We start from the raw sequence: 22,943 nt of genomic DNA, 5'->3' as shown, positions 1-22,943 counted from the left end.
TGGCGCATACAGAAAAATAAACACTAATACTAAGTATATATTGGAGAAAATTTTTCTTCTTTTACTTTTTCCTAACACTGTGACCGCCTCCTTCCGTAGCTTCTCTATCGACCTTATTCATTAGCCCCATAAACACTAGTATAATAAGCATCATAACAATAGAAACTGCAGAACCAAAGTTCCAGTCACCAACTGTAGTAAACTGCTGCTCAATTAAATCTCCGACCAACATAGTCTTTCCTCCACCAAGCAATCTTGATATTGCAAATGTCGTAACACAAGGCATAAATACCATTGTTACTCCACTCATCACGCCTGGCATACTAAGCGGAAATATAACCTTTCTAAATACCGTAATATCGTTAGCTCCTAAATCCTTTGCTGCATTGACCAAATCTCCATCAATCTTTTGCAAAGTTGTGTAGATAGGAAGCACCATAAAAGGTAAAAAATTATATATCATACCTAATAATACTGCAGAACTAGTGTAAAGTATGGAATTCGGATGAAGCCCAAATAAGGCTAAAAAATTATTTAAAAGTCCATTTTTGCCAAGTATAGCTATCCATGCATAGGTCCTAAGAAGAAAGTTCATCCACATAGGAAGTATAAATAATAATATCAATGTTGAACCTTTACTAATATCCATCTTTGAAATTATATATGCAACTGGATAACCTATTAATATACAGGCGATTGTAGCTATTCCTGATAATACAAATGATCTTAAAAATACCTTATAAAATAAAGGATTAAATACTTCTTTATAGTTGTCAAAAGTAAAAGAAGTGATCCCTGCATCCGATGTCTGTGTAAAACTATAAAAAACAACCAATACGAGCGGAACAAGAATAAAAATCACTGACCACAGTGCATAAGGGTAGGCCATTCTACTTGTTCTCTTATCTGCTTCCGTATTTTTTCTTATTTTTCTTCTCATATTTATGCATCTCCTCTATGCATTATATGAATATCCTCAGGTGTAAATGACATTCCCAATACACTTCCAACTGGAGCGCTTTTAGTGTTTTGAAGAAGCCATTTTCTGCCATTTTCTTCTACTTCTATTTCATAATGAACACCCTTAAATATTGATGACTTTACTATACCTTTTAGCATACCCTCTTGTGCACTTACCATAGATATATCTTCTGGTCTTATTACTACCTCGACCCTTTCATCTTTTTCAAATCCTTTGTCGACACATTCAAATTTCTTGCCACAAAATTCAACATCAAAATCATTATGCATAACTCCGTCTACTATGTTGCTTTCTCCAATAAAGTTAGCTACAAATGCATTTTGCGGTTCATTATATATGTCAACTGGGCTTCCTATTTGCTGAATTACACCCTTATCTAAAACCACTATAGTATCACTCATACTCAAAGCCTCTTCTTGATCATGAGTTACAAATATAAATGTAATTCCTAATTTTTTTTGTATTTTTTTCAGTTCGCTTTGCATTTCTTGTCTTAATTTTAAATCAAGTGCCCCTAGAGGTTCATCTAGTAATAACACCTTAGGTTCATTAACTAGGGCTCTAGCTATAGCAACTCTCTGTTGCTGTCCCCCAGATAGGCTTGTTACAGATCTTTTTTCATAACCTGATAAAGATACAAGACCAAGCATATTTTTCACCTTTTCGTCTATAGTCTCTTTATCTAGCTTTTTGATTTTCAAACCGAAAGCTATGTTATCATATACGTCCATATGTGGAAATAACGCATACTTTTGAAATACTGTATTTATATTTCTTTGATAGGCTGGTACACTGTTGACCTTATATCCTCCAAAGTACACATCTCCCTCATCGGCAAATTCAAATCCTGCAATTATCCTTAAAAGTGTTGTTTTTCCACATCCACTTGGACCTAAAAGTGTCAAAAATTCATTCTCATTTATTGTAAGATTAAAATTATCCAACACTGTATTATCATCAAACGATTTTGAAATATTTTTTAACTCTATTAATTTATTTTTCAAATACTTCACCCCTTTTATTAAAATTAGAATGATGGTGGGCAGCTAATCCATATTAGTTCAGCTGGAGTCTTCCCTTCATTCGTAATGTAATGATTCTTTTTTGGTTTGTAATAAAAGCTTTCTCCTTTTCTAACCTTTAATTTTTTATCACCTATATATAGGCATATTGTTCCCTTTAGAACGTATCCAAACTCCTCACCTTCATGAGGTTTATCTTCTTTGTATCTTCCACCTGCTTCAACCTTTACGAGAACAGGTTCCATATCATTTTTTTGTGAGTTTGGAACTAGCCATTTAAATGTATATCCTAATTCAAAATCTTCTGTCTCGAACATGTCATCTTTTTTAAAAGTTATTTTTTCAGTTACTTCTTCTGCAAAAAAATCCCTTAAATTTGTCCCTAATATTTCTAATATATCTACCAAAGTAGCAATTGATGGTGATGTTAAGTCATTTTCTAGCTGTGAAATAAAACCCTTTGACAATTCGCATCGATTTGCCAACTCCTCCTGGGTCAGTTGTTTTTCTGTACGCAATCTTTTAATCTTCTCACCAATATCCATCTCATTCCCTCCATTCCTTATTAGCTTTTATAGAAAGTTCTCATACTTAAAAATATTTTTATACAATTATTAAATACATCAATTATTGTATGTTTTAAGTTACTAAACACTAAACTATTTGTTTATTATTATTAAACAAGATTAATTATATATGCTGTACACAAAAAAATCAATAATTTTTTCGAAAATAATAAGAAAAATAATATTCTCCTTAAACGTGCATATCTGATGTCTTATAGAGCTTTTTAAATCACAGCTGTTTAATAAAAAGCACTTTATTGTTTACTAAATATAAACTTTTATTTTTTTTGATTTTAAACAAAAATAGCCTACTGAGAAATCTTCCAGTAAGCTATCTTAAATATTGGTTAATGTCATTATTGTAAATTTTCATATGATTTAAAAGACAAATACATCTTATTTTTATCCTTTAATGCATCATTATTCTTATCACCTTTTTTTACAAGTAATAATGGTCTATCATTTTCAACACAGTATCCTGCTGATAGTATTCCTGCAGCTAAATCCTTATTTCCATCAGCAATCAAAAGTCTGTCTGTATCGGTAAATAATCCAGATACTATATTTCTAGAAGTTTCGTATCGATTCTTACCATCCAGTCTAGCATTTTTGATATAATTATCACTTAATTTGTTTTGCATAGCTTCTGGTATAGAATTGTATCCCCCTACTATCAATAAATTTTGGTTTTTCTTGATGATATCAAATGTTTCTTTTCTCAATATCTTACCATTTGTAAGTAGTATCGGAGCCCTTTGTTCATATGAAAACGCTGATATCGAAGGAGCATCGGCATAATTTTTACCATTTATTAAAATAGTTTTTTCTCCACTTCCATCCTTTGATACGAGATATTCTGCGATTTTCTCTGATGTCTCATATCTATTTCTAGAAGACAAGTCAGTTATATTATACCCATTTTTTCTTAATTTATCTTTTACATTAGAACTTATAACATTATCTCCAGATGTAAAGTATATATTTTTAGCTCCTAATCTATTTATTTCAGCCTCTAATTCTCCTCTTAAACTGTCTTTTTCTGTAACCAACACTGGTGCTTTTAAAAAGCTTGATAGAGGTGCTGATGCAAGAGAGTCCGCAATGCCATCTTGTCCTGAGATGATAACATTGTCCGCTGACGAGTAGGTTGCCCTACTAATTTCAACAGATCTAGCAACTGAGTCTCCCTCACGTATTGATTGCCCATCTTCATAATACTCCGTAAACTTATTTGTATCTTTAACTATCTCTAATATTTTTGCAGCTATGTTTTCTTTTGTCTTAAATGGAACTATCTGTTCTCCCATGGTGCAATACCCTAGGTATTCTCCATTTAAGTCTTTTGTTCTAAAACCTATAGTAACATTATTAGCAAAGTTTAAATATAAATCATAGCTATCTAAAATCTTTGAGCTATCTAATTCTATTTTTTCTGCCTTTCTATACAAGTCAGTTATTTTCTGTATATTATCTTTATCAACAATTTTTCTAGGATTAATCCCCTCACCACTTACCATCATTTCAGGAGAGTGGTTTATTATATCCCCCACATGCTCTGTTTGACTGCTATATGCCATAACAGGAGTTTGGATAAGGCCAGATGATAAGGCAACGCTAGAAACCAATAAAATACTTACTTTTTTACGATTATTCATATAATCCCCTCCTTAGCTAATCAATATTTGAATTAATTATAAAATAATACGTTCAAATTCTTACAAATAATATTTTTAATAAAAACTTCTAAAAATATTAACTTCTTAATAAATAACAATCTTTTCTATCAATCAACATTATATAATAATAGAAAATAACACTATCTTGTACTTTTAGATTAACATATATAGACATAAAAATCAATATTTTCTGAATATTTAAAGTTTAGTCCAACTAATTTATATACACAATAAAAAAGCCTTATAAATTATTTATAAGGCTCTTTTTAAAGAAATAATACTTTTACTATACGATTAAATTTAAATAATTATTCTCTTAAAATCCTAATATTGATTTTGGAACTGTTGAATAACCACCTATAATATAATTAGTCTTTCCGTTTACGAATTCCATAACATCACTTGAAGCTCTTGTATCTCCAACTAAGACTAGGTTTTTACCACCTGTATTTAGCATATTTACTGCACTTAGAGCATCCGCAAAACTATTTCCATTTGCTATGATATTTTTATCAAATTTAACAAGCTTTGATACCTGTGTCGATGTTTGTGATCTATTTGCACCAAATACTCTATAAACTTTGTCTTTATTAATAGAATTTTTCAATTTATTTTCAATTCCTAAACTTACTGAATTTTTACCACCTACTATATAAGCATCTTTATACTTATTAACATCTGAAGGTATATTTGCTTCATTTCTCACTAATACTATAGGTGCACCTATCTTTTTAGATAGAGGTGTTGCTGACAATGCATCCGCAAACATTCTACCATCAGTGAATATTACACTACGAGAAGGTCCGTATTCTTTTGCTATTAGCTTAGATGTTTCATATCTGTTAACACCAGCGATTCTTCTAACATTTAGTCCACTTAGTTGTGTTTCCACGCTTGCTGGAACTGTGTTATTTCCACCTACTACTATTACATTTTTCACGCCTAAATCATTAATTGCCTTAATAGCCTCAGAATTTAGTCCCTTATCACCTGAAAATACTATTGGAGCATTCATTTTCATAGCCAAAGGTCCAGCTGCTAGTGGATCCGCAAAGTTGTAACCAGAAGCTACTATCGCTGTATCTACCTTACCCTTTTCAAAGTTTCTTTTTATAGATTCTATATTTGTTGAAAATCTATTACTTCCTGCTATTCTATAAGGACTTGTTACTACTTCACCTTGACCTGATCCACCAGAAGAGCTAACTAATACAGGTAATGATAATGGTGTAGATGTATTTTGATATTTTATATTTATCTTTGCTTCATGACTTCCTATTGTAGTAGTATCTACATCCTTAACCACTTCAATTGTAGCGTCACTTGGAAGTCCTGTTATTAAAGAATTAATATCTACCTTTTCATTTAACTTTACTGTTGGAGCATTAATTCCTAAATATATAGAGTCAATTATAAATGTTTTATTTTGACCTTGAACTGAATATGAAACACATATTCCCATGTGATCTCCTGGTTTTAAATTTTCATTTTTGAAAGGAAGTAAAAAATCTCCACTTTCTGACTGAATATTGAATTTGCTATCAGATATTAAGTTATCACTATTTGATCCATTAGCAATTGGAGTAAATTCTTTATTCTTTACTTCTTGGTCACTAAGCTTATAAAGAGCTACACCTACGCCCTTCATCAATTTCCCCTTGATAGCACTCTGTGAAGAGCTTACAAATAAAGGTAAATTGATATCTTTATTTAAATCTTTTTTTATGTCCTCCATTGCGCTTGCATAGTCATCTATTTTTAGCGTAGGTGCATTTGGAGTACCTGGCTTTAATATACTATCTTCAGTTTCACTTCTTTTAGCATTGTCCATATCTAAGTTAGAAACTGCTTCAAACTGATTTGTGTCCTCTTCAGCATGTACATTTGAAATTTGGCTGGCACCAAAAGCGACCATGTTCAAGGCTAAAGTTGCTGAAAGAACCACTGACATTTTCCTTTTCATAAATATTCCTCCTATTTAAAACTACTGTCTTTGCTCATTATTTTAAATTTTTTGAAATAATAAGCTTTATCGTATAATATATACTCTTACGAGCTTTCTTTGGTTATTTTTCAAAACATTACTTTAAACATTCCAAAGAAAATATGATTTGCGCACTTACTTTATATATACCCTTTATGATGTAAGTCACACACAAATCAATATACGTATCTATTCCCAATTCAATATTATACCACAATTTTTCACTTTAAAAGCAAGCTTTCATTCTAATAAAAATAACTCTTTTTTTATAAATGTAAAAACGTTTTCAAAATCATCTCTTTTTATATATATTCTAATTAAGCATTATTAATAGATCCTTTTAAAAAAATTTTTCTTCACTAATAAAGTTTCGATCTTTTTTTGAAAGTATTTCTACCAACCTTTTATAACATAAAATTCTTTTTTTAATTTATAATGGAAACTATTTTATCAATTGAATTATTTATTTTATTGCTTATAATATATATATGTAATTTTTTTAAATATGTATATACATTTTCAGTTACATGTTGTATAGTATTTATGTATTTTGAAATAAGAAAGTTTTAAAGTTTTTTTGTAAATACATTTTACATATAGCTCTTATAGAAACAGTGTGTTTACAAACATTATAAAATCAATACTTTTAAAACAATCTTGTAGTATAATAAAATAAAATTGATGTATACATTTTATGTATAGAAAGGAGGACATCCGTGGTAAATAAACTTGAAGATAAAGAATATAAAATGCAAACAATTAAACTTGCACTTTTTCTTGGAGAATTGTTGGTTAAAAATGGAGCCGAAACATATAGAGTAGAAGACAGTGTTCTTAGAATATGCAAATCTAGAGGATACAATCATATAAACTGCTTTACCACTCCAACCGTAATTATTATATCAGATGATAAGTTTGATGGATTATGTTTTATGAAAACAATTGATACAAGAGGAATGAATCTAGATAAAATTTCTCTTTTAAACAATTTCTCAAGAGAATTTGTAAACAAAGTTGACCCGGATATTAACGAAGAAATAAAAGAACTACATAGGATTGATAAGCTAAATGCTTATCCCAGTCTTATATATTTTTTAGGAACAGGAATTGCATCTGCAGGTTTTGCTGCCACTTTGGGCGGTAATCAGATTCATACCTTTATGTTAACTGTTTTAGTTTCAATAATAGGTACTTTTGTATATGATAAAACAATGAAATATAGTGCTATAGTGATGTTCTCCGCACTTCTTGCTTCCATAGTGATTACTGGTATGGGAGTTGTAATGCATAATTGGGGTATAATCTCTAGCCCATCAGCATTGATAGTTGGTTCCATTATGCCACTTCTTCCTGGTGTTTCATTTGTAAAGGCAATGAGAGATTTGATTTCTGGAAATTTGGTTTCTGGAACATCGAGGTTATTTGAGGTATTTGTAATAGTAACTGCTATAGCTTCTGGTGTAGCTCTTGTACTTGGAATTGGAGGTGTATAAAATGAGTATATATGATGTTCCACTATGGCAACACTTTATTTTTTCTGCAATAGCAACTTGTGGATTTGCCATATTTTTTAATGTTAGAGGAAAAATACTCTTTTATGATTCAATGGTAGGTGGAATTGGCTGGCTTATATATGTAATAGCTTCCCAACACTATGAAAATCCAATGATATTTTCTTTCATGGCTGCGGGATTTGTCTCTCTATCAGCAGAGTACCTAGCCAGAAAGTTAAAACAACCTGCTATTATAATTGTAATTCCAGGTATACTACCGCTTGTTCCTGGACTCGGGCTATATAATACAGTTTACTATATTATTCAAAAGGAATATTTACAGGCTGCTACAGTTGGTACTAGAGCTTTTATAACTAGCTTGGGAATAGCTCTTGGAATATTGGTAATGTCTTCAATGTCAAAGGTATTGAACCTCTACCAGCTAAAAAAAGCATTTATGAAAAATGATTCTTTTAAATATGAAAATTGGGTAAACTTTGGCAAAAATAGAACTAGAAATAGATTCATTCTAGATAGAAAAGAAATGAATGAATCGTTAAATAGCTTAAATATCGATATAGCTTCTAGAGAAAGAGAAGAAATAGAAAAAATGGAAAGAAGCAGAACTGAAGATTTTGCAGTAGATTTGGGTCTTTCAAAAAAGAAGAAAAAAAATAAAGATAAGCAAGACTGTAATTGCAAACCTGATCAAATTTGTCAGGAAAGAAATTGCATTGAAAAAGACGTTAAAATTTATCACAAAAGCTCATCTATTGACTATGAAGATACGGATAATAGCTTCGATGAAAATAAATTTGATGAAAATATAGATAGTAAGTCTGCAACAGAAATAGATACAATGGAAAAAGATACAACTGAAAGAAGTACAACTAAAAAAGATTAATATTAACTGCTCAACAGTAAAAATGCTGTTGAGCAGTTTTATTATTCATTAAAGGTAGTGATTTTTCAAAATTTTTCAAAATTTTTGCATATACCCCTACAAATAAAGTTCATTAAGTAGTATCATATAATTAGGTAATAGTTTTTATTATATTTATAATAAAAACTATTCAGCAAAATATTCCGATATTATAAATTATATATAGTGGAATTTGCTAAGTTATTAATACAGGAGGATTTAGTTTTGAATAATTTTAAAAAAGATGCTTATATGGATTATAGCGACTACATAGTTCAAGAGGCAAAGAATCTATTAAACATTGATAGCCCATCTGGTTATGGTAAATTTGTTATGGATTATTTGATGAAAGAACTAGAAGGCATGGGAGTATACGCCTACCAAACTATAAAGGGTGGCGTTGTAGCAAAGCTTAAAGGAAAGAACGAAAATGATGCAATATTATTTGAATCGCACTGTGATACCTTGGGAGCAATGGTTCATGAAGTTAAATCAGATGGACGTCTTAAAATGACTAACATCGGAGGAATGAATCCAAATAATGCTGAAGCCGAAAATGTTAGAATAATTACAAGAAAAGGTAATATCTATGAAGGTACATGTCAGCTTATAAATGCCTCACTTCATGTGAATGGAGAATATAATAAAACTGAACGTAATTGGGACAGTATTGAAATCGTAATCGATGAAGATGTCTCTTCTAAAGAAGATGTAGAAAAGCTTGGAATCAGATCTGGTGACTATATATGCTTTGAACCAAGAACTAGAGTTACAAAATCAGGATATATCAAAAGTAGATTTTTGGATGATAAACTCTCAGCAGCTGTCCTTCTAGGATATGCAAAATACGTATCAGACAATAAAATTGATCTAGATAGAACAGTCTACATGCATTTTACTATCTATGAAGAAGTTGGTCATGGTGGATCTTCACCTTGCCCTGATGGTGTTACTGAAGCTTGGTCTGTTGATATGGGATGTGTTGGTGAAGGGCTAAACTGCACAGAAAAACAAGTATCAATAGCTGCAAAAGATAGGGGTGGTCCTTATAACTATGATGTAGTCAACAGATTAATCGACTTGGCAGATAAATATGAAATCGGATATGCAGTAGACATATACCCTTACTATGGATCAGATGTTGAGGCTACTTTGGCAGCAGGACACGACATTAGACACGGCCTTATAGGACCAGGTGTTTATGCTTCACATGGTTACGAAAGAAGTCACATCGAGGGTGCTGAAAATACTTTTAGATTAATACAAGCTTACCTTCAGGATTAATATATTTTCCTATTACTTTTGTCTTAATATATATGTATTTTAGTGAAAATAAAATAATATTTTTTATAAAACTATATAAGTAATACTCTTTTATAACTAAAACTTTACAATCATTATTTTATAAAATTTAATAGATTTATACAATATAAGGCACTCTTGATATCAAGGGTGTTTTATATTGTGTAAATAAGTATATACACTATACAAACATTATTAGTATATTCTATATGTAAGCTATATTCTTGCAAATAATATATTTTTCTAGTATAATGTGTTTGTAATAAATCTTTTTTTAAGAGTACTCTAAAGTTTTATATACATTCTACTTTAATTTTATTCTAATTAAAGATAAACTTATATATTTTTTCTTACTTTTAAGAAATTTTATATATATTATTATTTGTTGTACTTTTGCAACAATCTATCTTCAATGCCAACGAATAATAGTTACTTATAATGTCTAGAATGTGATGCAAACAAATTAGACATTAGGGCTATTTTTCTATATAAAAATAATTTAATTAATAACTGAAAATAGCAGTCTATATAGCTGCTATTTTTATTTCTATTTATCTAAATATTTTTTTTAAATCCAATGCTGATATTTGCCCCGGAGCAGAGCCTTCACCCATAAAAGCAAATGTTATTGCTGAGCCTAAGAGTCTAGTTGCCATGCCATAATTTCCCATACAAATCGAAATAACCGCCTTATCAAACAATTTATCGGATATATTTTTACTAGCTAAAATCATATTTAATGAATCTTTTTCACTATTTGACATTGTTGCTATTTTCAAGATATCAACTCCAAAATTATTTATTTTCATGAATTTTTTTTCTATAATTTCTGTACTTGGAGTATTATTAAAATTATGACTAGATCCTATCACTTTAGTACCTCTTTCATGAATTTTTTCTATTAGCTTTCTTGCTATTTTTTCTTTTGACATACATTCTATATCTATTATATCTACCAATCCACTCTCTGCTATTTTGATATTAAGTTCTTCGTAAATTTTATCGCTTACTCCCCCGTTGCCTCCTTCGCTTGAAGTTCTAAAAGTAAAAATAATTACTGTTTCTTTTACCACCTCTCTTAGTTCTATTAATAAAGATATCAGCCTATCATAGTCTAATACCTCCTTATAATAATCACTTCTCCACTCAATAATATCAATACCATGCTTTTTAACTTCTCTTGCTGCTTGAAGTATTTCTTCTCTATTTTCCCCAATTATTGGCACGCATATTTTAGGCAATCCCTCTCCTATTTTTAAATTTCTAACTATTAAAATTATAATCACTTCCCTTCTAAAATACTTCAATTATACTATATAGCGAATGAGCTTTACAAATTAAGTTAATAAATTTTTATAAAAAAAGAGCAGAATTCTGCTCCTTTTTCTTTATATAAATATTAGTTAATTGCCTTTTTTTCTTTACGTCTCCACATTAATAGGCCTGAAATTATTATTAATATACCTCCGCCTATCATTTCTATTTCATATATCACGTTTTCTGCAAATGAATTCATAACTGGAGATGCTGTAAGTACAAGACCTATAACAGTAATTGTCAATAAGAATCTTGCAATCCATATTGCTGTATTATCATTTTTAACCATTTTATATGGTCTTTCTAATTCTGGCTTTTCCTTTTTCAACTTTATGTAGCTAGCATACAAAATAATGTATGGGAATAAAGAAGCAAGAGCTGTCATAGTTAAAAGAACATTATATATTGCGTCTACTGATGGCATTAAGTTTGTAAGAAGAAGTATTATAGTAACTAATGCTGCTTGTCCATATACTGCATTTACAGGTATATCATACTTATTAGTCTTAGTTAATCTTTCACTGAATACTCCATCTACAGATCCAAATAACATCTTAATTGGAGATGATATATAAAGTATTATCGCTCCAATTACAGAAAAAGAAATTCCTGCTGCAATGATCTGCAAGAAGAATGGTCCTATTCCAAGTAATGCTGAACCTCTGCCTATAGCATCTAGCAATCCCTTAGAAGCAGTTATTTCATCTGGATTTATAAGAAGTGTTATAGAAATAGTTCCCACTACATATAAAACTGCTACCAAAAGAGCTGACATTAATATTGCTTTAGGGAAATTCTTTTCAGGTTCATCAATATTTTTTATAAATGGTGCCAAAGTCTCTGCACCCGCAAATCCAAACATAATAGATGATATTGCGACAAAAGAGTCTGCATTCATCTTTGGAATCAATGTATGTACACTATACACTGATGCTGGGGCCTGCTTTTGAAGTACTAAAACACCAATAACCGCAAATATAACCAATACTAAACTAGGGATTGTAGATCCTAATGCACCTGTATTAGTAAATATCTGAGCAAAACTTATTCCTCTTGTAGATAATAATGATAATACCCAAAAAATTGCTATAGAGAATATAAGTGTAAAATACTTGTTATCTGCAAGAGCTGGCATTCCTAAAGTATAAGATACATTTATCGCCAAAAATGTAAGAAATGATGAGTACCAAAATATCTTAGCTACCCAATTCAACCAAGAAACCATAAAACCATACTTTTCACCATAAGCTTCTTTTACCCAATCGTAAAGTCCACCTTCTTTATCTTTAAATGTAGCCGCTAATTCAGCACATATTAATGATCCTGGTATAAAATATACTATTGCAAAAATAAACCATGTAGGTATCGCTCCTAGGCCTAATCCGAAACTATTTGATGTTGATTTTGCTATCCATCTAATTCCGTAAAGGGCAGAAACGTTCATGAAAACCAAGCTTTTTAAACCGATTTTCTTTTCCATAAAAAAACCTTCTTTCTTTTTGAAATTTATTACAGTAACTATACTACCACTAAATAATATTAAATTCAATCTTAAAATTAATCTTGATTAATGCGAAAGAAAACATTATCATATATTTATTTTTATTAAATAAATACTTATTTTACGCTAAACACCTTTCTTTTTTAAATCTTTATTTTATAATAGATGTTTATTTTTAATAATTTGGTCTTTTGTTTTTAATTTGTTTTTTAATAAAAAACAAATTTTTACCTACATTTTGTTAAGTTTTAACCAATATTTTCCATATGTGTGTTTTTGTTTTACATTCCCTTTAAAAAATAGTCTAAAATCATAGTGTTCTAAGCTTTTAAATGAAGTATCTTTTTTTATTAGTTTTAATTATTTTCTTTTTTTCCTATGATTTACTTATATTTTTCAATTTTTTTCTACATTGTATAGGATATTATCGTTTGAAATATAACTATATATATTTTTTATTTTTTCTTGAAATAGAAAAAGTAGAAGACTCTAATTTTAGAATCTTCTACTTAAATAAAGTTTAATTATAATTTTCAGATAATTGCTATTCTTTTTTTAGATTATTCAATTGATTTTATTAACTATATTCGCTAGGTTTTGCTTGCATAATATTCATTCTCTAAAATGCTCATCTCGATCAAGCTGTAGTATTTGTCATCTTTCTTCCTTGCATCTCTCATTCTACCTTCTTCAACAAACCCTACCCTTTTATAACATTCAATAGCAGAAGCATTAGTCTCTAATACTACTAGATTTACTCTATGAAGATTTAGCTCGTCAAATGCTACTCTCAATATTTCTTTTATCATTCTCTGACCAATACCCTTGCCCCTTACATCCTTGTCACCAATCAAAACTTTTCCTATCTTTGCTGACTTATTTTTTCTATCTATTTCACCTAGAGAAATGTGTCCAATAACCTTTCCAGTCTCTATACTTACTACTTTGTAAATCAAATTTTCTGAATTACTATTATTTGAATCCTTAATGTATTTTTCCAACTGTAGCTCATCAACTGGATAGTCAAATTTCGGACCACCCCAGTGGAGCAAAAACGCTGGCGAGTCAATCCAACTAATTAATTGCCCAAAATCTGTGCGGTTGAAATACTCCAATGCTAACATATTTATCACTCCTATCTTTTTGTTATTTTTTAAAAATAATACCTTATTTCTAATCATTATTTTTATATTCTATCAATTTTCCATTTGTTTTTCAATAGTTTTTTAAAACTGTAACCTATTCCTTTTTACTGAAATTACTGCTAAATAAAGTGCAAAAAAGCGTTTTTCCTTTTCACTATACTTTTAAGAAGCTTTTTTATTTTTTCAACTTATTTTCATCTTATTATAATCAAAAACACCTCTTAATTTTTTCATATTAAATTTATATTAAAATAGTATAACTAACATAAATATTTTTTTATCATTATTATTTCCTTTTTTTCTGTGTTTTTTTGAATAAACTTTGTTTAACTTAATTTTTTCCATGATTTTTCACAAAAAAAATATCTTGATATAATCTTAAAATTAGACTATATCAAGATATCTATAAATTCTACTCTATATTCCTGAAATACTTATATTTTTTACTAACATACTTGCAACATATGATCCATCCAAAGTAATTCTTCTATCTGTCCCAACCTCATCAATAGACTTAATAAACTCCTTTAAATTTGATGAAAGTATAATCTGATTAACAGCTCTTTTTATTTCTCCATTTTCTACTAAGAAGCCGTTACAAGGAAGGGAAAATACTCCCGAAACTGGATCTAACCCTGAATGAAGACCTTGAAGACTTGTTATCAACAAGCCGTTATTCATTTTTCTTAATAGTCCTTCAAAATCTAAAGTACCTCCATCTATCACCATGTTTCTAATACTTGGACTAGATACAGATTTGTATGATCTAGAAGCATTTGCTGTAGTGTCGATTCCATCTTTGCTAGCAGTTTCCATATTGTGTACATAAGATAATAATTTTCCGTTTTTTATTATTTCTAAGTCTTTAGTTTCAATACCTTCATCATCAAAACTTTCAATAACATTTGTTTCAGGTAAAGACCTCAAATCTCTAATAGTCAGTTTATCTGATGCTATAACTTCGCCTAACATCCCTTCAAGAGGAGACATTTTCTTTTGAACATTTTTTGCGGAAAATGCTGGGCTAAGAGAACCCAACAGGCTAGATATCTCTTCATTAAGAATTACTATATCATACTTACCACTATCAACCGCTTTGGCTCCAAATTCTCTTTCTGCCTTTTTTACAGCACTCTTTGCTATGTACTCAAAGTCACAATCCATAAAATTATCTTTAAAAGCAAATTCCATACCCGACTTCATCTCACCGTTTCTCTTTAATATTACATAGGCATATGCATAACTATATGAATTTTCCTCATATTTTTCTAAATTATGACTATTAGCAATATATTTATCTTCAAATATTTCGACTCCTTGTCCATCTAGCTGATGTACTTCTTCTGATTCTAATTTTGCTAAGTCGTACATAGAAAGTATTTTTTCTATTTTCTTATCAGAGCTAATGCTACTCTTTTGAGAAATTATGTTGATTTTTTCCTCTTGATTGGGTTTGTATATAAATATTTCTTCTTTTTCACCAACAGCTATCATGCTTTGATATGCCATATCTATCAAATAATCAATTGATTCTTTGGATACATTTTCGCTATATGCATAACCTTCCATATTTCCCTTTATTCCACGAAAAGATATTCCTCCACTTTCAGATATTGTATATTTATTTAATTGTTCATTGTACGTAGACACAACGCTTGTATTAATATTATTTATAAAAATTTCGTAATCATCAAATTTATCTTTAGCTTTATTGAAAATTTCTTCTTTTAATTCAGTATATTTCACAGTTATAACCTCCTAATCTCTCCCCCCTACAGTAAGACCCTTAATCCTAACAGGTGGCTGTCCTACACCAGCTGGTATAGTTCCTGAGCTAGCCCCACACATTCCTTCTCCAAGCTCTAAGTCTTTACCAACCATATCAATCTTTTGAAGAACCTCCAAGCCAGTTCCTACTAGTGAGGCTCCCTTGACTGGACTATCAATTTTTCCATTTTTAATTATATAACCTTCCATCACTGCAAAATTAAATTCACCTGTGACTACATCCACAGAACCGCCGCCTAGTTTTGCCGCATATAGTCCATGATCTACTCCTGATACCATATCATCAAAACTTGAAGTACCTCTGTCTATAAAAGTATTATTCATTCTTGATGTAGGAGCATATCTATATGATTGACGACGAGCAGATCCAGTAGATTCCATTCCCATTCTTTTTCCATTAAGATTATCTACCAAATACGATTTTAATACACCATTTTCTATTAGAGTGTTTCTTTGAGTGGCAGTTCCTTCATCATCGATATTTGAGCTACCCCACTGATTTTTGAGCGTTCCATCATCCACTGCTGTTACGACATCTGATGCGATTTTTTCACCCATTTTGCCAGCATAAACAGAAGATCCTTTTGATACAAACTCAGCCTCTAAGCCATGTCCACATGCTTCATGAAATAATACACCTCCAAAGGCATTATCCATTATAACAGGCATTACTCCTGAGGGTGCAAACGGTGATTTTACCATTGTGACTGCAATCCTAGCTGCCTCTCTTGCTACATCATTTATATCAATTGTATCAAAAAACTCAAATCCCATAGCGGCACCTGGATTCGAACCAGCAGACTGTATCTCTCCATTGTAGGATGCAACAGCGTTTTGAATCAACCTTGTTCTTACTCTTCTATCACTTACCATAAGACCTTCGCTGTTAGCTATTTGTATCTTTTGATCAGAGTCAAGATATCCTGTACTGGCCTGTACTATAATATCGTCATAATTCATAATAGTGTCATGTGTTTCCCTTATAATATCCAACTTTTTGGATAAATCAACATCAGAAGGATATATTTTAATAGGAGTATTATCGATTACAATATTTTTATTTGTAAAATCTAAGACTTGATTTAGAACAGAAGACTTTAATCCCAAAGCAGCGTCTTTTGCCACCTTTATTAAGTTTTCCTCGCTTATATCATTTGTATATGCATATACAGTATTAAAAGCCTTTATTACTCTAATACCTACACCAAAATCATTTCCTAACACCGCATTTTCTACTTTTTTATCTGAATATAGTAATGTTGTGTTTTTTCTATCTTCAACAAATACCTCTGCGAAATCTGCACCATTTTGCATAGCAGAAGTGATAACATTAAACAAAACTTTTTTATCTAACATAACTTCCTCCTTTATTTATCTTCTTGTATATAATTATAATATTAGCAATTACTTTTTACAAGCCCTCAATGATTATAGTTATCAATTAATAGATTTCAATACATATTACCTCGTAACTCAATTTTTTTATATAACTTTTTTCATCTTGTATAATTTACTTAAATTTTAAATATAAGCAAACTATAGATACTTATATTCTATACAAGCATCCTTTACTTACTCTAAGCAAAATAATACGATATTCATTTACATAAATTATTATTCTTCCATTTATTATTTATCTCCACAAATAATACTTTTAAAATATAAATTCAATTATAATAAGATTAATTTGTCATGTTTTCACTGTTAAAAACTTTTTTCAAACACTTACAAAATATAACTTTACTTATTTTTACCGCTTTAAACTCTATCAATTATAATATTTTGTGTTAAGTCTTATATACTATATATTACCCAACTACAGGCAATAAAAAAGCAAACTCTAAACTTGTTAGAATTTGCCTTTAAACCATATATTTGTTAGCCTTTTTAATAATCAAGTATTTTAGACCTTTCTTAAATACTTTCAACGTTATTTATAATTTTTCAATACTTATATAGAATATATTGAAAAGAGTATAAATATATAATTTATTTCTATACAAAATCACAATTTTTTATGTGACTTTATAAAAACATACTAGGTAACCATCTATATCTTTCGTATTTTTTGTAGTTTTCACTATTAAAGTCAGGAATATCATCTAAAATATCATATGAATCAGCCTGAAATTGTACAATTTCATCACATAAAGATTCTACTTCGTCATCTGAAATATCAATTTTAACTGTGCAAGAAGCATCTTCTTCGATCATTCCCAATCTTAATAACTCGTAGTCTTCATCTAAAATTTCTATCGCAATCTCTGGGCGTAATTCTGACATGAGCTCTCTAAATGAAATTGCTATACTTTTATTTATACTTGAAATTTTCATAAGCACCCCCAAATTTCACATTGTAAAACACCTTTTTATGTCTCTTTATATTGTACTCTCTCTTTTATAGTTTTGTAAATAGTATTTTTAATTTTTAAGGAAAATGTTTTTTATAAATTAAAAAATAGATATTGAATTATCAATTTTACTTTTATACTTTATTAATATTTTGTCATTTTATTATAATGTATTCTCTTTCTTTAAAAAAATACATTTAATTATTATTGATAATACTGAATAATCTTTTCTTTTTTAAAACTATACAGACTTTTCTTAAAATAAGTTTGACTATTATTATTCTATTTAAAAAGTAATTCTATAGAAAATTGTTATATAGATATTTAATTAAAATACACTCTTCATCAATCTTTAAAATTTATTTTATCATTAAAAATATTTTTTATATTATACTTTCAATATTCTAGCTAATTATTTTTTATTTACACTCAACAGTTTGATTTTATTTGTAAAAACAAAATAATTATATATTTTTATTAGCCTGTATATAATGCTCAACAAATAATAAAACAACATTATCTTATTTCTTTGAGTTAAATTAATTAATTATTATTTTAACCAACTAGCTATTTAATATTTCCTATATATAAGCAAAGTGATCTTAATAAATTAAGATCACTTTAAAATCTTACAATAATTTACACTAAAACTCAATTATCATATATTTTTATATTTATTTAACTACTTTAAATCTCTTCTCTACATCTTCACCATCTTTTGGATCCGCATTTGATGCCACACCACCAAAAACAATTTGACCCAACATTATATAGTCTTCATCCACATCAAACATCTTTCTTACCATATCGTCGATTACTGGATTATAGTGCTGTAAAGATGCTCCCAATCCGAGTTCTTCAAGTGCTGACCATACAGAAATCTGTAGCATTCCATTTGATTGTAATGCCCACTTCTCAAACTGAGCTTCATATAGAGCATAATTTTTTCTCATTGTCTGAACTGTCTTATTATCATAGAAAAATAATACAGTTCCCACTCCTACTTTAAAAGAGTCCAATTTCTCTCTAGAAACTTGTCCATCAAAGGCATCATAGACACCATCCCATAGTTCTTTATGCTTATCACCCAAGGCAACTATCACTCTTTGAGATTTCATATTAAAAGCATCTGGAACTAGTTCTGTAAGCTCCTTTATAGTATCTACTATCTTCTCTTCTGATACTGGGGATTCTCCATTTATATTGTAGTATGTTCTTCTTTTTCTCAATGATTCATTTATTTTTGTCATAAAATGACCTCCTAATATTATTTTTATAAAATATCAATCTAAATCAAGCCTTATATTTTAATAACATGCATAATTTTCATCTTTATATAACATTTATCTCTGTATATAGAACTAGGTTAGATTGTGTTATTCTAATTTAAAAATCTATCTAGCTTTTTAATCGTATATCATTTCATCTTTTATGAAGTTTCCGTTTTCTAATTCCTCAAAAGCTCTGTCTAATTCTTCCTTTGTATTCATTACAATAGGTCCACCCCAAGATATTGGCTCTCCCAAATACTTTGATTCCACAAATAACAATTGCAAATCTTCATAAAGGCTCGAAACTACAATTTCATCACCATCACCAAGTTTTACTGCTGTTTTTTCCTCTATAGTTTTATCATCTATTAAGGCCTTACCTACTAAAGTAAATAATAAAAGCGAAGAATCTTTCTCAGTTTCAATTTTGAAACTTTTATTTGGAGCTAGCTGTATGTCATAATAGTTCAGTGGTAGATGCTTAGACTGATAACCTTTATTTCCCTTATAATTACCTGCCAGCAATCTTAATTTTCCACCATCAATTTCTATTTCCTCTATATCTTTATTTTTAATAGCATGATATTCTGGTGCTACCATTTTATCTTTTGCAGGTAAGTTCAGCCAAAGCTGTACTCCCAACATTCTTTCTGATACAGGTATTTCTTCCGAATGTAAGATGCCAGATCCTGCAGTCATCCATTGTAATTCGCCATCTGTGATAGCGTCCTGGTTACCCAAGCTATCCTTATGTAACATATTGCCCTTATAAACATAAGAAATTGTTTCTATTCCTCTGTGAGGGTGCATTGGAAATCCAGCTATATAATCTTTTGGATCGGTACTATCAAAAGAATCTAACATAAGTATAGGATCGAATGCTTTGGAAGATCTTCTACTTAAAACTCTCATCAAACGAACACCTGCTCCATCCGTTGTTTCAAATCCTTTAACTTCAGATAATATCTTTCTTTTCATAACAAGCCTCCACTTTTCATATATAATTTAAATAAATATTCTGTAAATTGCTTATACATGTAATAATACCCAAAAATACGATTTTTAATTTATAAATTATAATCTCTTTATTATAATTTGCTTTAGTTTCTCATTTTTTATTTTCCAATCAGGCATTAATTTTTCCAATAGCGAATAAAAACTCTTACTATGATTTGGATGTATGAAATGAATCAATTCATGTAGCATTACAAAATCAATACATTCTTCTGATATACAAATCAGATCAGTATTTAAAACTATTTTATTCTTATTTACCATGCAAACTCCCCATTTATTAGAAAACACCTTATGATCAATTAGTGGTGTCTTTTTATAATATGGATATAGTTTGACGAGCATTTTTTTTAAAGATTTATCGAATATATTATTGATTTTTTTCTCATACCATTTTTCAATAAGATCCTTTCTTAGATCCATGTTATCTAAATCATCTAAAAATAACTGTACTGTATTATCTTTTTCAATCACCTTATTTTCAGCATTTAAAATTAGTTTTAAAAAGTAATCCTCTCCCAAAATCTTATAGTTTTCTCCTGTTCCATATTTCCTTTTTTCAATTAATATAAGCCTTTTACTTTCAATTTCTTCAAACTTTTTTAAAATCCATTCTTCCTTAGATTTCACGAAGTTTATTATTTTTTCTTCTGAAATATACTTATTTGCAGAAACATAAATTTCTTTTTCTTTCGTTATTCTAAGATTTATATTTTTAACATTTTTTCTTTGAATTTCAAATTTTATTTTATTGTTTAATATAATTTTTTTCATTATTATCCCTGTTAATTCCACTTTCTTATTTTATAATTTATTATTGTCTTCATTATTTTTTTATACTCAAAATCCACTATATTCTATGTTAACACTTAATCTTCATTTTTGTGTATTTTTTATATTATATATTTAAAATTATATTTTATATTATAATTAACAGAAAAATGGCTGCCCAAAATGGACAGCCAGTACTTTTAAATAAAAAACAATTTTTTAAAAGGAACATTTAAAATGAATTATAACTATATTGTAACACATTATTCAGAAAATGCAAATTATTTTTTAAATTCTAATTTTTCCATCCAATATTATTAATTTTCTATTTAATCTTTAATAATTTTTATACATAGAAAAATATTAAAATTGATAATATAAAAAATTTTTTAAGACATTTTTATAATTATATTGTTACTATATTTAACTATAAAAAATTATAATTAGTCATTTATATTGAGTTTTACTGAATACGGATTTTTCATTAAAACACCACTCTTTTTTATACTTTTATTTTTTATACTATTTTTACGACTTTGTAGTATTATTTCTATAATACATATATTTATTAACCTTATTTATCTTTATAAAAATCTTGAATACTAAATTTTCTAAATTTTGTTTTTTGAAAAACTATTTGCAAAAATAGTTTTTTTATAGTATAATCAAGTTAATAAAAGATATAGTTTTTAGAAAGATTTCGATACCTCCACCAAATTACAGATACGTTCTGATGTGGAGGTTTTTTTATGCAAAGGATTATTAAAAAACTTTTTATTTTTTATAATCTTAATTTCAAAAGAATTTGAGGATTACATTATGGCCAAAAATTACAAAGAATATGAGAAACACCTTACTTTTGAGGAACAAATAGATTTGCTCATTGATAGAGGCATGTATGTTGAAGATAGAAAAAAAGCTGCAAATATTTTACAGGATATAGGATATTATAAACTTAAGGAATTCACATATCCATTTGCAACTTTATCAGAAACAAGCAATAAGCTTTTAAAGATGAGATATAGTAATATTTCTTTTAATGAAGTTGTTTTTAGATATAATCAAGATAAAGATTTTAGACTGTCTCTTCTCCATTTTATAGAGGATATTGAAGTTTCCATCAAAACACAGATTGCACACACCCTAAGTGCTCGCTATGGAGCTATGGGCTATCTCAACTTCTCATCTTGGTCTAATAGAGAGTTGTATAATAAAAAAACAATTAAACTTATTGAAAAACAATTTAAATATACATTACACAATTCCGTAAAAAGGGTAAAAAAGTCAGAATTTGAACATTATAAAATAGAAGGTGAATATCCCACTGTATGGATAATGGTAGATATAATTTCTTTTGGAGAAGTGATCAAGCTCTTGGACTGTATGTCTACAGCTAACTTAAAAGAAATTTCCAACCATTATCGCTGCACAAAAAATGAGTTGGTAACATGGATGAATTTAATAAAAATAATAAGAAATATATGCGCTCATAATAAAAATGGGATTGATTTAAAAATAAAAACAATGCCTGTTGTTAGGGAAGAATGGAAAGAATTTATGTTTTTATTTAAGGACAACTCATCTACAAATAGAATTGCTCTTGTAATCTGTATCGTACTTTATCTGGCACATGAAATCAACCCTAATAATTCATTTGATAGCATATGCAATCCAATAAAAAAACTTATAAATAATAGCGATCATATAGCTAGAAGATATGGTTTTAAAAATGCACAGTCCATTTCAGATTTTCAAATATTCATTCAAAATTTAAGACGATAAAAACTCCTAGGCGATCGCCTAGGAGTTTTTTTGTTTTTAAGCTTTTTAATTTTTAA

18 protein-coding genes are annotated in these 22,943 nt (G+C 29.0%); 4 read left to right on the top strand and 14 right to left on the bottom strand.

From position 1 onward, the window contains the following. Positions 1–61: 61 nt before the first annotated feature. The 5 genes from RR561_RS02775 to RR561_RS02755 form a co-directional block, all read right to left on the bottom strand. Positions 62–940, bottom strand: coding sequence for an ABC transporter permease (locus RR561_RS02775; protein WP_332505906.1), 879 nt, complete (start codon positions 938–940; stop codon positions 62–64). Positions 941–942: 2 nt separating this feature from the next. Next, positions 943–1,986 (bottom strand): spermidine/putrescine ABC transporter ATP-binding protein, encoded by a 1,044-nt coding sequence (gene potA / locus RR561_RS02770; protein WP_332505905.1) that lies wholly within the window; start codon positions 1,984–1,986, stop codon positions 943–945. A 23-nt stretch (positions 1,987–2,009) separates the two neighbouring features. Continuing rightward, the gene (locus RR561_RS02765; RefSeq protein ID WP_332505904.1) at positions 2,010–2,549 is read right to left on the bottom strand and encodes a helix-turn-helix domain-containing protein; all 540 of its coding nucleotides are present in this window, start codon (positions 2,547–2,549) and stop codon (positions 2,010–2,012) included. A 377-nt stretch (positions 2,550–2,926) separates the two neighbouring features. Next, on the bottom strand, positions 2,927–4,225 hold the full coding sequence (locus tag RR561_RS02760; RefSeq protein ID WP_332505903.1) for a cell wall-binding repeat-containing protein: 1,299 nt from the start codon (positions 4,223–4,225) through the stop codon (positions 2,927–2,929). 337 nt (positions 4,226–4,562) lie between these two features. Next, entirely contained in the window at positions 4,563–6,209 is a 1,647-nt protein-coding gene (locus RR561_RS02755; RefSeq protein ID WP_332505902.1) for a cell wall-binding repeat-containing protein, read from the bottom strand. A 737-nt stretch (positions 6,210–6,946) separates the two neighbouring features. On the opposite strand from RR561_RS02755, the gene RR561_RS02750 reads away from it, so the two are divergent. The 3 genes from RR561_RS02750 (at position 6,947) to RR561_RS02740 (ending at position 9,929) form a co-directional block, all read left to right on the top strand. Further along, complete coding sequence (locus RR561_RS02750; protein WP_332505901.1) at positions 6,947–7,723, top strand: threonine/serine exporter family protein; 777 nt, start codon at positions 6,947–6,949, stop codon at positions 7,721–7,723. A gap of 1 nt (position 7,724) precedes the next feature. Beyond that, complete coding sequence (locus RR561_RS02745) at positions 7,725–8,627, top strand: threonine/serine exporter family protein (protein ID WP_332505900.1); 903 nt, start codon at positions 7,725–7,727, stop codon at positions 8,625–8,627. Positions 8,628–8,870: 243 nt separating this feature from the next. Next, positions 8,871–9,929: a M42 family metallopeptidase gene (locus tag RR561_RS02740; RefSeq protein WP_332505899.1), complete on the top strand. Its 1,059-nt coding sequence runs from the start codon at positions 8,871–8,873 to the stop codon at positions 9,927–9,929. A 569-nt stretch (positions 9,930–10,498) separates the two neighbouring features. On the opposite strand, the gene aroD is transcribed toward RR561_RS02740, so the two are convergent. From aroD to RR561_RS02695, 9 genes are all read right to left on the bottom strand, one after another. Further along, on the bottom strand, positions 10,499–11,188 hold the full coding sequence (aroD, locus tag RR561_RS02735) for a type I 3-dehydroquinate dehydratase (protein ID WP_332505898.1): 690 nt from the start codon (positions 11,186–11,188) through the stop codon (positions 10,499–10,501). Positions 11,189–11,346: 158 nt separating this feature from the next. Further along, the gene (locus RR561_RS02730) at positions 11,347–12,744 is read right to left on the bottom strand and encodes an APC family permease (protein ID WP_332505897.1); all 1,398 of its coding nucleotides are present in this window, start codon (positions 12,742–12,744) and stop codon (positions 11,347–11,349) included. A 611-nt stretch (positions 12,745–13,355) separates the two neighbouring features. Continuing rightward, a complete protein-coding gene (locus RR561_RS02725) occupies positions 13,356–13,889 on the bottom strand; it encodes a GNAT family N-acetyltransferase (RefSeq protein ID WP_332505896.1) in 534 nt (177 codons plus the stop codon). Positions 13,890–14,327: 438 nt separating this feature from the next. Continuing rightward, positions 14,328–15,656 carry a TldD/PmbA family protein gene (locus RR561_RS02720; protein ID WP_332505895.1) on the bottom strand — a complete coding sequence of 443 codons (1,329 nt, stop codon included), beginning with the start codon at positions 15,654–15,656 and terminating at the stop codon, positions 14,328–14,330. A gap of 12 nt (positions 15,657–15,668) precedes the next feature. Continuing rightward, complete coding sequence (locus tag RR561_RS02715) at positions 15,669–17,054, bottom strand: TldD/PmbA family protein (RefSeq protein ID WP_332505894.1); 1,386 nt, start codon at positions 17,052–17,054, stop codon at positions 15,669–15,671. A 669-nt stretch (positions 17,055–17,723) separates the two neighbouring features. Beyond that, complete coding sequence (locus RR561_RS02710) at positions 17,724–18,032, bottom strand: hypothetical protein (RefSeq protein ID WP_332505893.1); 309 nt, start codon at positions 18,030–18,032, stop codon at positions 17,724–17,726. 691 nt (positions 18,033–18,723) lie between these two features. Further along, entirely contained in the window at positions 18,724–19,299 is a 576-nt protein-coding gene (locus tag RR561_RS02705) for a nitroreductase family protein (protein WP_332505892.1), read from the bottom strand. A 156-nt stretch (positions 19,300–19,455) separates the two neighbouring features. Next, complete coding sequence (locus tag RR561_RS02700; RefSeq protein WP_332505891.1) at positions 19,456–20,298, bottom strand: pirin family protein; 843 nt, start codon at positions 20,296–20,298, stop codon at positions 19,456–19,458. Between the two features lie 96 nt (positions 20,299–20,394). Next, a complete protein-coding gene (locus RR561_RS02695) occupies positions 20,395–21,108 on the bottom strand; it encodes a M48 family metallopeptidase (protein ID WP_332505890.1) in 714 nt (237 codons plus the stop codon). Between the two features lie 816 nt (positions 21,109–21,924). Between RR561_RS02695 and RR561_RS02690 the strand changes: the two genes are divergently transcribed. After that, positions 21,925–22,887 carry an Abi family protein gene (locus RR561_RS02690; protein ID WP_332505889.1) on the top strand — a complete coding sequence of 321 codons (963 nt, stop codon included), beginning with the start codon at positions 21,925–21,927 and terminating at the stop codon, positions 22,885–22,887. Positions 22,888–22,943 lie beyond the last annotated feature (56 nt).

This window comes from Peptostreptococcus sp. (assembly GCF_036639115.1).
Taxonomy (GTDB): domain Bacteria; phylum Bacillota; class Clostridia; order Peptostreptococcales; family Peptostreptococcaceae; genus Peptostreptococcus.
Note: the sequence above shows the minus strand (reverse complement) of the source record. Positions and strands in the feature narration are given on the sequence as shown.